This is a genomic window from Oxynema aestuarii AP17, from assembly GCF_012295525.1.
In the GTDB taxonomy this organism is placed as follows: Bacteria; Cyanobacteriota; Cyanobacteriia; order Cyanobacteriales; family Laspinemataceae; genus Oxynema; species Oxynema aestuarii.
In genome coordinates, this window is sequence record NZ_CP051167.1 from 1666937 (window position 1) to 1678972 (window position 12036).

11 protein-coding genes are annotated in these 12036 nt (G+C 50.4%); 6 read left to right on the forward strand and 5 right to left on the reverse strand.

Features of this window, described 5'->3' with window-relative positions:
• Nucleotides 1-63 precede the first annotated feature (63 nt).
• From HCG48_RS06715 to HCG48_RS06725, 3 genes are all read right to left on the reverse strand, one after another.
• Complete coding sequence (locus tag HCG48_RS06715) at nucleotides 64-1431, reverse strand: DNA phosphorothioation system restriction enzyme (protein WP_375339336.1); 1368 nt, start codon at nucleotides 1429-1431, stop codon at nucleotides 64-66.
• A gap of 164 nt (nucleotides 1432-1595) precedes the next feature.
• Nucleotides 1596-2297, reverse strand: a complete 702-nt coding sequence (locus tag HCG48_RS06720; protein ID WP_168568463.1) for a pirin family protein — start codon at nucleotides 2295-2297, stop codon at nucleotides 1596-1598.
• Nucleotides 2298-2338: 41 nt separating this feature from the next.
• Nucleotides 2339-2575 (reverse strand): CDGSH iron-sulfur domain-containing protein, encoded by a 237-nt coding sequence (locus HCG48_RS06725; protein WP_168568464.1) that lies wholly within the window; start codon nucleotides 2573-2575, stop codon nucleotides 2339-2341.
• Nucleotides 2576-2789: 214 nt separating this feature from the next.
• Here HCG48_RS06725 and HCG48_RS06730 point away from each other — a divergent pair, with 214 nt between their 5' ends.
• Nucleotides 2790-3077 (forward strand): winged helix-turn-helix transcriptional regulator, encoded by a 288-nt coding sequence (locus HCG48_RS06730; protein ID WP_168571777.1) that lies wholly within the window; start codon nucleotides 2790-2792, stop codon nucleotides 3075-3077.
• A 65-nt stretch (nucleotides 3078-3142) separates the two neighbouring features.
• Here the strand turns inward: HCG48_RS06730 and HCG48_RS06735 are convergent, their stop codons facing one another.
• Nucleotides 3143-4135 (reverse strand): aldo/keto reductase, encoded by a 993-nt coding sequence (locus HCG48_RS06735; RefSeq protein WP_168568465.1) that lies wholly within the window; start codon nucleotides 4133-4135, stop codon nucleotides 3143-3145.
• Between the two features lie 197 nt (nucleotides 4136-4332).
• On the opposite strand from HCG48_RS06735, the gene HCG48_RS06740 reads away from it, so the two are divergent.
• The gene (locus HCG48_RS06740; RefSeq protein WP_246259941.1) at nucleotides 4333-4539 is read left to right on the forward strand and encodes a hypothetical protein; all 207 of its coding nucleotides are present in this window, start codon (nucleotides 4333-4335) and stop codon (nucleotides 4537-4539) included.
• Between the two features lie 247 nt (nucleotides 4540-4786).
• Here HCG48_RS06740 and HCG48_RS06745 read toward each other — a convergent pair whose 3' ends face one another.
• The gene (locus HCG48_RS06745; protein ID WP_168568466.1) at nucleotides 4787-5257 is read right to left on the reverse strand and encodes a tetratricopeptide repeat protein; all 471 of its coding nucleotides are present in this window, start codon (nucleotides 5255-5257) and stop codon (nucleotides 4787-4789) included.
• A gap of 175 nt (nucleotides 5258-5432) precedes the next feature.
• On the opposite strand from HCG48_RS06745, the gene HCG48_RS06750 reads away from it, so the two are divergent.
• From HCG48_RS06750 to HCG48_RS06765, 4 genes are all read left to right on the forward strand, one after another.
• A complete protein-coding gene (locus HCG48_RS06750; protein WP_168568467.1) occupies nucleotides 5433-6323 on the forward strand; it encodes an isocitrate lyase/PEP mutase family protein in 891 nt (296 codons plus the stop codon).
• Nucleotides 6324-6836: 513 nt separating this feature from the next.
• Nucleotides 6837-7217 carry a methylglyoxal synthase gene (mgsA, locus tag HCG48_RS06755; RefSeq protein ID WP_168568468.1) on the forward strand — a complete coding sequence of 127 codons (381 nt, stop codon included), beginning with the start codon at nucleotides 6837-6839 and terminating at the stop codon, nucleotides 7215-7217.
• Nucleotides 7218-7318: 101 nt separating this feature from the next.
• On the forward strand, nucleotides 7319-8005 hold the full coding sequence (gene bchM, locus HCG48_RS06760; RefSeq protein WP_168568469.1) for a magnesium protoporphyrin IX methyltransferase: 687 nt from the start codon (nucleotides 7319-7321) through the stop codon (nucleotides 8003-8005).
• Nucleotides 8006-8213: 208 nt separating this feature from the next.
• Nucleotides 8214-11714: an AAA-like domain-containing protein gene (locus HCG48_RS06765; protein ID WP_168568470.1), complete on the forward strand. Its 3501-nt coding sequence runs from the start codon at nucleotides 8214-8216 to the stop codon at nucleotides 11712-11714.
• Nucleotides 11715-12036 lie beyond the last annotated feature (322 nt).

The window sequence follows — 12036 nt, forward strand, 5'->3', positions numbered from 1 at the left end:
GGTTAAATTATAGGCGCATTTTCATTAAAACAAGTCAAGTCAAAATTTAGAGGAAACGATCGCCTACAAATCCAATAAACCGTATTTTTTTTGCAAATTTAATAACTTCAAACGGGCTTCCCCTGCGTTTTCCGCTAAATCGGCAAACTCGACAAAACGCCGCAACTCTTTGCGGAGGAAATTGCGTTCGACTTGCATCGCATCGCGGTCTAATTCCGGCGGCATCACAATAGTATCGAACAATGTGGCCCGTTCTTTTCCCGGATGTGGGCGCAAGATGCGGCCCCGACGTTGCACGAACTGGCGCGGATTGCTGCTACTGGCGAGAATGGCGGCGGTTCTGATGGCGGGAATGTCTACCCCTTCGTCAAGACAGCGAATCGCCACTAACCCTTGTAATTGGCCGTTTTCAAACTGTCGCCGTAGATCTTCGCGTTCGGCTAGGGGCGTTTCGGCGGTGTAGGTGTTGACCCGATAGCCGAGTTCGGAACCCAACAGGCGCGCTACGGCTTCGATTTGCCTCACGTTGTAGGTGCGCGATCGCCCGACGGTGCCATCGCCACAATAAAATAAGGTGTGAGTTGTATCGAGACGATCGCGCATCAACCCCCGCAACGCTTCCAATTTATTAGCCGCAGACCCGATAATCCGGGCGCGCTGCATTAACAATGCGGTCAAAAACTCATTCTCCTCGATCTTGTCCTCGTCCATCAACGCCCAACCGATGCGGGTGGTCAAGCGCGCGTAGGCTCGACTTTCCGATTCGGTGAGATGAACCAAAAGGGGATAGTAAAAATATCTAACTAACGCCCCTACTCGAATCGCATCCCCTAACGTGAGTTCGGGGGGGATCACCGCCCCGAAATAGCCGAGTAATTCATCGGTTCCGGTATCGTCAAAATAGCGTTCCGGAGTAGCCGACAGCCCCAAACGCAAGCCGACGTGACGGGGTAAACTTTCTTCTAACCTCGGCGCGCCGAGGTTGTGGGCTTCGTCGCCGACAATGAGGGTTTTGGGCGGTAAGTATTTGATTTGCGACTGAAAGCTTTCTTTTAACAGAGTTGAATTGGTGGTGATAATCGTGAGAAATGATTGACGATCGCCGCACACATTGTAGAGTTGTGTGGCGAGGGGACTAAACCAATTGCGGACGCTTTCAAAGGCGAGTAAGGGTTGCAAGCCAAATTTTTCGCACTCGCGGGCCCACTGACTGACGAGGTGGCGGTAAGGACAGACGACGAGTAAAACTTGCAAGCCAATTTTAAGATAAAGTTCGGTGGCGATCGCCAGTGCGGTAATCGTTTTGCCGCTTCCGGTCGCCATTTTCAGGGTTCCGCGCCCCTGGTGGGCGAACCAACTTTCTACGGCCTGTTTTTGATAAGGACGCAAGGTAAGATCCCTGGGGTAGCGAGGAATTCCGGTCACGACGATCGCGGGTAACTTCTCGAATGTGCTGAGTGTAGTCTTTGCCGTTAATTTTCAATTTTAACTTGTTTGAGATCGAAAATAGCCAACGGGCAATAGATATCCCCAAGCGGTTCTTTTCTTCGATCTAAAAAGAACCGCTTGGGGGGGTGATTTGCTGTAGAATGCTTCTACATTAAATCAAACAAGAGTAATTCAGCCTCTGTTTTTGCTTCAAATTCCATTGTTTCCGATCGCGCGATCGCCACGCCATCTCCCGTTTTTAGAGATTGTCCATCCAGGATGATTTCACCTTTGACAACGTGCAACCAAGCGCGTCGATCCGGCTTAAAGGGATAGGTTAATTTCACTCCTGGATCGAGAATCGTGGCATAAATGTTAGCATTTTGATGAATCCAGAGCGAACCTTGTTCTCCATTCTTAGAAACAATCAAACACCAGCGATTGTGCTTTTCTTCATCCGAAAAAACTCTCTGGTCGTATCTCGGAGTGACGCCATTGCGATCGGCGAGGATCCAGATTTGCAATAAATGAACGCTTTCGGTAGAAGAGGGGTTATATTCACTGTGCAGCACCCCCGTTCCGGCGCTCATTACTTGAACTTCACCGGGTTTAATCGTCGATTGATTGCCCATGCTGTCTTTATGTTCTAATGCCCCATCTAAGACATAGGTAATAATTTCCATATCTCGATGGGGGTGCATTCCAAATCCTTTACTCGGGGCGATCCAATCTTCATTGATGACTCGCAAATGATGAAATCCCATTTGATTGGGATCGTAATAGTTGGCGAAAGAAAAAGTATGGTAAGATTTGAGCCAATTGAGCTGGTTTTGGCCGCGTTCTTCAGATTTACGAATCAGAAAAGTCATAATTGTTAGGAGTTGAAGTGAAAAAGTTGACGAGAGTAGATCTAGAGTTTGGTATGAGCGCCATCACAAAAGGGCGGATTTTGACTGTATTTACACTGGCATAATGCGACTTTTTGGGAAGTTTCTAGGGTGAATTTAGCGGGAGTCAATCCAGTTCCTTGATGGGCGCCATCACAAAAGGGTTGATTTTGCGATCGCCCGCAAGTACACCACCAATAGTCTCCGGCTTCTAAATCTAAAACGACGGGTTTTTTGTCGGCAATTATCGGTTCGTTCACGATCGCATTTTCCTCTCTACAGACGGGTTTAAAACTAGAGTCAAGTTAAGAATGATGGAGCTTGGTTTTCATCCTGGCTCGTGTTATTTACAATTTAGCTCTATTCCCTCTAATCTGGGAAGTATGCACTTTAAAGTAAGGTACTTACTAAAAAGTAACTATGGAAAAAACAAAGCAAACGTAAAACCGCCCCAGTTGTGCGGTAGAAAGCACGATCGAGGCGATCGGAGGGCGTTGGAAAGTATTGATTTTACGAGAACTTTTTGAAGGAGTGAAACGCTTCGGGCAGTTGCATCGGGCGTTACGGGGAATCACTCAAAAGATGTTGACCCAGCAATTGCGGGAGATGGAAAGTGACGGTTTGATTCATCGAGAAGTTTATTTACAAGTTCCGCCGAAGGTCGAATATTCTCTAACGCCGTTGGGGGAAAGTCTCAAACCCGTTCTGGACGCGATGCACGCTTGGGGAAAACATTATTTAGTGCAAAAAGGAGAACAATAAGCTTTTTCCCGATTCTTGTCTCCCGCTTCGGTCACTCTAAACTCTAAACGCTAAACGCTTTTATCTCACGTCCAGGCACGGAAGAAAGTGTTGTCTTCCCAGGAGGAGGTAGTGCGAGCTTCGATCGCGGCGATCGCCTCCTCACTTAAGGGTTGAAAGGCCCGGGCGACTTCAAAATTGGCGCTCAACTGGGCGACGTTTTCCGCCGCGATAATGCAGCAGTGGACGCCGGGTTGAGACATGGTATAGCCTAGGGCTTCTTCCATTCCGGTTAACACGCCGGGTTTGAATAGTCGTCCGTAGGCGGGAACCTTCATGGCAATGACGCCGACATCGAGTTCGCGGGCGACGGGTAGCACTTGGGTGACGAACGATCGCGGGTGGTGTATTTCGGCAGCATTGACGGGAATTAAGGTGGTGTCGAACGGATAGCGGCGCAATCCTTTAATAATGATGTCCGGTTCGTGGTGTCCGGTAATTCCAGCAAAGCGGATCAGCTTTTGGGCTTTGGCTTCTTCGATCGCCTGGATGGCGCCATCTTTAGCAAAAATGTTGTCGAGTTCGCGATCGAACGAGACGTGATGCAATTGCCACAAATCGAGAAAATCGGTATTGAGGCGGGTCAGCGATCGCTCTAAGTCGCGCCAAGCGCCATCGCGATCGCGGGCGGCGGTTTTGCTGGCGAGAAAGATTTGCTGACGATAAGAGGGCAAAACTTTACCGAGATGGTCTTCACTCGGACCGTAGCTGGCGGCGGTGTCGAAATAGCGAATCCCCAATTCGAGGGCGCGTTCGATCAGGGCGATCGCCTCGGACTCGTGTCCGCCCCAGGATAAGGGGGTTTTTCCCGCACCCCCCAAGCCGAAAATCGGCAGTTTTTCCCCCGTTTTCCCTAAAATCCGCTCCGGGAGGGTCGTGGTTGGTGGCAGCGATCGCGCGGTAGTTTGGGGAACCGATCGCGCGGTGGAACTCGTCTTGAAATTAGCGCAACCGACAATCCCGCCAGCGACCATCATACTGAGGGTTAAGAAGTTACGGCGCGTCCTTTTGTTAAACATCAAAGCTTCTCCTGCGGCGAGCTTCCCTTTCGATTGTGACAGAGATCACTGGGAAGCGGGGGTCGAATCACATGAGATCTTGACAGAAAATCACTCTGGCTGATGATAAAACTCACGATCGCTCAGGGGTGGCGATCGCACCATCAAGCATTTAAATCGCCGATAGTAGGATTGTAAGCGTTTAGGGGTAAATTCTAATGATGCGTGCTGGTGGTGTCTTCTCCGATTCCTGGATTGCTGAAGTCTTTGGTAAAGCGTGGAACGAAGGAATCGTGACCCTGAGTGAAAAAGAATCTTTGATCGACGCTCTCGCCAGAAAATCGAACCTCAATCGGGAAGAGAAAGACGCGATCGAACGGTTGCTGCACGCCATCCGGCGCGGTTGGATTCAAGCGATCGAATAAGAGAATCCTCTCCCCACAACGAAGATTGACTCGCACCAATGAAATCGGCGAAGGTCAAGCGACTTTATCATTGACCGACCATTTAACAATCCGATATTTCTATTTTGTTTTTCCTCCTTTTCCTTACAGGAATTGATAACCTTCGTGCTTCGTGAGACATCAACCACCAAGCTGCACTCTAACGGGTGCAGTTTTTTTATCCAGTTTTTGGTGCAGTTTTTTTGAGGAAATTGGCGATCGCCCTCCCTCAACTCAGGCGCGCCGTACATTCTAAAATTAAACGTTGGTTGACCAGCGCATAAGGCTGAATTTCCAGGGCCCGACGGAAAGCGCGAATCGCCGCACGATAGTCACCGACGGACGCATGACACAAACCTAAACCGTGCAGTGCTCCAAAATGAATCGGGTTGAGTTCGATCGCCTTTTCGCAGTCGGCGATCGCCTGTCGGTACTGACCTATCGTGTAATACAGCACGGCCCGACGGTTCCACGCTTCCGCAAAATCGGGGCGATCGCGAATTAAGTCCGTCAACATCATTTCCGCAGCTTTGAAATCTCCCGAATCGATTAGCCCTTCGCAGCGTTGGAGGATTTCGACCCCAGAAACCCCTTTCTGATAGAACCAGATGCGCCAGAGTTCTTGAGTCGCCCGGTTGCGAATCGCTTCATCCGGGTTTTTCAGATCTTCGAGTAAGCGTTCGATAGAAGATTGAGCCATAATCGCACTCGGAATAACGGTTTCTATTATTTTAGAAGTTCACATTAGACGTTCTCTTTTTGTTCGCAGCTTTCCGGGCGATCGTTCCTTCAACTCAACCCCCCTTTGACTCGCGTCCCCTCTTTCTCGCTAAAATCTAAAGTCTCAAATCTCAACTCTAAAATCTCAACTAACAATGCTTCCCGGTCAAAAACTGCGACAACTTCTCGAACGTCCCGGCTTATTCGTTCTCCCGGGGGTTTACGACTGTATTAGCGCCCGGATCGCCGAACAAGCTGGATTTGAAATTGTTTTTACCAGTGGCTTCGGCATTTCCGGGGCCACCCTCGGACGCCCGGACTACGGTTTTCTGACGGCGACGGAGATGCTTTACGCGGTCGGACGCATGGCGGAGGCGATCGATATTCCGTTAGTGGCAGATTTGGATACGGGTTACGGTAATCCGCTCAATGTCATGCGAACGGTGGGAGAAGCAGTCAAACTCGGGGTCGCCGGAATTATTCTCGAAGACCAACAATGGCCGAAAAAATGCGGGCATTTTAGCGGAAAACGAGTCATTTCCAGTCGGGAACAGGTGGAAAAAATTAAAGCGGCGGTGCAAGCGCGAGGAGACAGTGGCTTGGCGATCGTCGGACGCACGGACGCGCGGGCGCCTTTGGGTTTGGACGAGGCGATCGCCCGGGGACGCGCCTATTTTGAAGCGGGGGCGGATATCATTTTTATCGAAGCGCCGCAATCGGCAGAAGAGTTAAAAATTATTGCTCGGGAGTTGTCAGATATTCCGTTATTTGCTAACGCGATCGAAGGGGGAAAAACGCCGTTACTCTCGGCGGAGGAGTTGGAAGCATTGGGATATAAAATTGCCGTTTTTCCTCTGTCCGGATTGTTTTGCGCGACCTACGCCATTCGCGAATGTTTTCGACATTTAAAACAACATCGAACGACGGTAGGATACGATCGCGCCGTGGATTTCGAGGAATTCGAGCAGTTTATCGACATTCCCCACTATCGGCAACTCGAACGCCAATTCGCGATCGCCCCCGAATCGGAAAGTGAAAAATCGTAAATGAACCGTCAAGGTCTCCCGAGAGAGGCACCGGAGCGATCGCCGCAGTCTTTATCAGAACTTTACCTGGGGCGATCGCGTGTGAAGAATTGACAAATCTCGGGCGATCGACTAGACAACCGAACCGTGGGATGAGTACAAAGAAAACGAGTCAATCAGTCGCTATCTCCACCCATTACTTGATTTAACTCAAATATCACTCGCCGTCGAGGATGCATCTGCTCTTCATTCCTTCGATCCAAAATCGAGTAAATCGCGTTTAAATCGTTTCAACATTTACGTTCTGATTTGTCGTTCTCTCCTCCGAGCAAATCTGAATTTCACAGCTAAAAACCCATAGGTTCGGGACAGACCGGAATGTTAGGAGCATTCCGGTTTTTTTATCGGCGCGCGATCGCCCCCCTTGGCGAACTCTCCTCAAACGACAAGCGGCGATCGCGTTGCCATCGCCCCCAAAGCCCCTTAATGTAAACTCAAATCTAAAATCTAAACTCTAAAATCTAAACTTTCCTCATGTCTTCGACCATCGCTTTGATTGCACACGATCGCAAGAAAGACGATATCGCTGAGTTCGCGAACAAACATCGTCAATTCCTCGATCGCTATCGTTTAATCGCCACCGGAACCACCGGAGGACGGATTCACGACGCCACCGGATTGAACGTCGAAAAAATGCAATCCGGTCCGCTTGGAGGAGACGCGCAAATCGCCACCCAAGTCGTCGAAGGAAAAGTCAAAGCCGTTATTTTCCTAATCGATCCCCTGTTCGCGCAACCCCACGAACCGGATATACAAGCCTTGTTGAGAATCTGCAACGTCCACCAAGTCCCCCTCGCCACCAACCTCGCCACCGCCGAAGCCATTTTAGCCAGTTTGGCGATCGCCGCAGAGTGAACCCGCCAAAAACAGCGATTCCGGGGCGATCGGCGATCGTCCGACTCCCCCCGAACGTGGTAAGTTTGAAAGCTGGGAATCATTCAGTATCCGGGATTTAGATGAACGCAGTAGACGATAAAACCGTTGTCAAAGACTATTTCAACGCCACCGGATTCGATCGCTGGCGGCGAATTTACGGCACCGAACAAGTCAACAAAGTCCAACTCGACATTCGCAAAGGACATCAGCAAACCGTCGATACCGTCATGGACTGGCTCAAAGCTGACGGTAACTTGCGCGGTTTGTCTGTTTGCGATGCTGGATGTGGGGTCGGCAGTTTGAGCATTCCCCTCGCGCAAGAGGGTGCGATGGTCTACGGTAGCGATATTTCCGAAAAAATGGTCGCCGAAGCCTACGATCGCGCCAAAGTCTTTTTAGGCCCGAACAATAATATCAGTTTCAGCGCCCAAGACCTCGAATCGATCGCCGGAAAATATCATACGGTGATTTGTCTCGACGTTCTCATTCACTATCCCCAAGAAGACGCCGCGCGCATGATTTCTCACTTATGCTCGATGGCCGAATCCCGCTTAATTCTCAGCTTTGCTCCGAAAACACTGGCATTGAGCGTTCTCAAAAAAATTGGCGAACTGTTCCCCGGACCGAGCAAAACTACCCGCGCTTACCAACATCGCGAAACCGATGTCGTTCGGATCTTACAAGACAACGGTTTTTCGATCCAACGTCAGGGGATGACCAGTACCCGTTTTTACTATTCTCGTTTGTTAGAAGCCACGCGCGGTTAAAAGACGAGGCGATCGCGCCCAGTTCAATTTACCCCAAACACTCACTCGGACGGTCAAAATGACCGTCTATTTTTTTACCCATTCCAGGCCATTAGCCGATCCCAAAATTGAATTTGTACAATTGAAGAAGAAAAAATCACAGCACTCCGCGATCGCCGATCCGGCGATCTTCTTAAATTTAATCTTTTTAAATTTAATCCTTTAACCCATGACATCTTCAGATTATCAAGTCGGTGGCAGTCTTTCGATTGACAATCCAACTTACGTCAGCCGCCAAGCCGATACCCAACTTTACGAAGCCTTAAAACGCGGCGAGTTTTGCTACGTTCTCAACAGCCGACAAATGGGGAAATCTTCCCTATTAGTCAGAACCCGTCACCGCTTGGAAACAGAAGGATTTAAATGTACGACCTTAGACATGACCCGCATCGGCAGCGAAAACATCCAGCCGTTGCAATGGTACAAAGGCATCGTCACCGAATTATGGCAAAAATTCGGCCTATTAGGAAAATTCAACCTCAAAACCTGGTGGCGAGAGGAAGAAGACATTTCCTTAGTACAGCGTTTGAGTAACTTTATCGAAGACGTCTTACTCGAAAAACTGCCCGACGATCGCCTCATCGTTTTCATCGACGAAATCGATACTATTCTCAGTCTTCCCTTTTCCGTCGATGACTTTTTTGCCTTTATCCGATTTTGCTACAACCAACGAGCGATTCAACCGCAGTATAACCGGATTAGCTTTGCCATTTTTGGCGTCGCCACCCCGTCGGATTTAATTCGCGATCGCCACCGAACGCCCTTTAACATCGGCACTGCAATTCCCTTGCGCGGCTTTACCTTGAGGGAAGCCGAACCCCTCGCCCGAGGCTTGGACGTCCTCGCCGAAGGTCACGACTTGTTAGAAAATATTTTCTCCTGGACCGACGGCCAACCTTTTTTAACCCAAAAACTGTGCAATTTACTGTTAGACATCAGCCAAAAAATCCCGATGTTTGCGAAAAGCAAGCAAGGGTGGATTCAATCCGGAAAATATAGTTTTTGGGTCGGCTTGATCGTGCGCACCTGTATCGTTCAGAATTGGGAAGGACAAGACGAACCGGAACATTTAAAAACGATTCGCGATCGCCTATTAGCCGATGAAACTCGATGCGCTCGTTTGCTGGGAATTTACCAAAAACTCCTGCAAGGAGTGGAAGTATCAGCCGACGGATCCCCGGAGCAGAATGAACTAGTTCTCAGTGGCTTGGTCGCGCGAAGAAATCATCGCTTAACCATTAAAAATCGGATTTATCGCGAAGTTTTTAATTCCACTTGGGTCGAGCAGCATTTGGCCGAACTGCGACCGTACTCGCAAATGATAAACGCTTGGATGGCGTGCGATCGCGCCGACCCGTCCCGACTGTTACGCGGACGAGCCTTGAAAGATGCCCAACAGTGGGCGCGGGGCAAAAGTTTGAGCGATTCCGACTATCAATTTTTAGCGGCCAGCGAAGCCTACGATCGCCAAGAAACCCAACAGAAATTAGAACTGGAACGGGCTCGCGAAATTGAAGCGCGCTTGATTCAAGAACAAAAAAACACCAAACTCCAGCATTTACTCTTAAAAGTCGTCAGCGTCGCCTTCGCGATCGCCCTGATCTTGGGAGGGACCACCTTCTGGCAATACCGACGGGCCAGCGATCGCGAACGAGAAGCCCGCTACAGCGAGATTAAAGCCCTCCTTTCCGCCGCTTACGGCAATTTTGACTCGAATCGCAAATTAGACGCCTTACTCCAGGCGATCGCCGCCCGTCAAAAACTCAAAGCCCTCAGCAGCCTCGATCCCCACCTCGACCGTCAAACCCAATTGACCCTCGGACGCACCATCTACGGTATCGAAGAATACAATCGTCTTTTAGGCCATCAGACCAGCGTCGTCAGCGCCGATTTCAGCCCGGACGGATCCCATATTGTCACCGCCAGCAGTGACGGCACCGTCAAACTTTGGCAGGCCGACGGCACCCTAGAGCATACCTTCACCGGACATCTTGCTGCGGTCCGTGACGTACACTTCAGTCCCGACGGCCAGACGATCGCCTCCGGTTCCGCCGATACCACGGTCAAACTGTGGAGCCTCGACGGGACATTAAAACGGACTTTAACGGGTCATACCGCCAGCGTGTGGACCTTGAGTTTCAGTCCCGACGGTCAACAATTGGCCTCTGCAGGGGAAGACAATACGATTCGGATTTGGGACTGGCGCGGATCGGCAGTGAAAACCTTAAAAGGTCATCAAGCGGGGATTGTCGGAGTCGATTGGAGTCCGGACGGGAAGGCGATCGCCTCCGGTTCCGCAGACAAAACCGTCAAACTGTGGAGCGCCGACGGACGTTTAGAGCAAACCCTCACCGGACATCAATCTTTCGTCTGGGATGTGGCATTCAGTCCCGATAATCGTTGGCTCGCCTCGGTTTCCGACGATCGCACCCTCAAACTATGGACCCGAGACGGACGCTTGCAACAGACCTTTACCGGACATCGCGGTCCCATCTGGGGCGTCCGTTTCAGTCCCGACGGACGGGCGATCGCCTCCACCTCCAGCGACAATACGATTAAACTGTGGCACCTCGACGGCACTACATTTAAAACCCTCGCCGGACATGACGCCGGAGTCTGGTTCGCCGACTTCAGTCCCGACGGTCGCGATCTCGTCTCGGTCAGTAACGACCAAACCGCCAAACTCTGGCATCTGGACAATCCCTTACTCAAACAGGCGATCGGCCACCAAGGCGCCGTTCGCGCCGTCGCCATTTCCCCCGACGGTCGTCACGTCATTTCCGGTTCCGGCGATAATACCATTAAAATTTGGACCAAAGACGCTCGATTAGAGCGAACCCTCAAGGGTCACACCTCCATGGTTTTAGATGTCGCCGTCAGTGGCGACAGTCAAACGATCGTCTCCGGTTCGGTGGACGGAACCGTGAGAATTTGGAATTTAGACGGAACCTTAGAACGCACGATCGCCGATCCTGCCGTCGCCATTCGCACCGTCGATATCAGTCGCGACGGCCAACAGATTTTATCCGCAGGGGGAGATAATACGATCAAAATTTGGAAGCGCGACGGTACCCTGTTAAAAATCCTCAAAGGACACGCGGCCCCCATTTGGGATGTTGTTTTTTCCCCGGACAGGCAACGGATCGCCTCCGCCAGTGAAGATACCACCATCAAACTCTGGGACGACGAGGGTCGCTTGCTCAAAACCCTCCAAGTGCGCGATGTGGGAGTATATCAAGTGGCCTTCAGTCACGACAGCCAACAACTCGCCTCCGGCGCTGCCGACGACGCGATCGACCTGTGGACTCGGGAGGGGGAGTGGCTGCAAACCTTACCCGGCGAAGGCGGCGGCATTTGGGGGATAACGTTCACTCCCGACGATCGCCGCTTGATTGCTGGCAGCGTCCGCAATACGATCGCCATTTGGACTGTGGGGGGAACCTTAATGAAAACCCTGGAAGCCCACAGTGGAGCCGTCCGCAACATCGCCATCAGTCCCGATGGCACCTGGATCGCCTCCGGTAGCGACGACCAAACCGTGATTGTCTGGAATTTAGTTGAAATTCTCAAGTTAGATGAATTGACTTATGCCTGCCACTGGGTGCGCGATTACTTGCACAGCCATGACGAACTAGACCCGGGCGATCGCGCCTTATGTGATAATTTTTAATTTTATACGATTTTCCAAAAATAATGAGGGGTTTAGAACAATGGTATTAGATTTTAGATTTTAGATTCTAGATTTTAGACTCAAAGAATAGAGGATGGGGAAACTACGGCGACGGCTTGGGTTTGAAATCACCAAACTTGGTATCGCTTGACACATAAAATATGAATTAATCAACAAACATTGGACAAAAAGAGAGGAAAACAAGACCGTTGGGCGATCGCACTACAAGTTTCGTGACATTGGGTTGCAGTTACTCTGTAGTTTCTTGTTAAGATTAACGTGACCTTTAAAGAAAAATGAGTTGTTGAAGGGCAAAAGACTT

Coding starts and splice junctions, on each gene's coding strand:
- HCG48_RS06720 (WP_168568463.1), bottom strand. CDS start 2,297: ATGACTTTTCTGATTCGTAAATCTGAAGAACGCGGCCAAAACCAGCTC.
- HCG48_RS06735 (WP_168568465.1), bottom strand. CDS start 4,135: ATGTTTAACAAAAGGACGCGCCGTAACTTCTTAACCCTCAGTATGATG.
- HCG48_RS06740 (WP_246259941.1), top strand. CDS start 4,333: ATGATGCGTGCTGGTGGTGTCTTCTCCGATTCCTGGATTGCTGAAGTC.
- HCG48_RS06745 (WP_168568466.1), bottom strand. CDS start 5,257: ATGGCTCAATCTTCTATCGAACGCTTACTCGAAGATCTGAAAAACCCG.
- HCG48_RS06750 (WP_168568467.1), top strand. CDS start 5,433: ATGCTTCCCGGTCAAAAACTGCGACAACTTCTCGAACGTCCCGGCTTA.
- mgsA (WP_168568468.1), top strand. CDS start 6,837: ATGTCTTCGACCATCGCTTTGATTGCACACGATCGCAAGAAAGACGAT.
- bchM (WP_168568469.1), top strand. CDS start 7,319: ATGAACGCAGTAGACGATAAAACCGTTGTCAAAGACTATTTCAACGCC.
- HCG48_RS06765 (WP_168568470.1), top strand. CDS start 8,214: ATGACATCTTCAGATTATCAAGTCGGTGGCAGTCTTTCGATTGACAAT.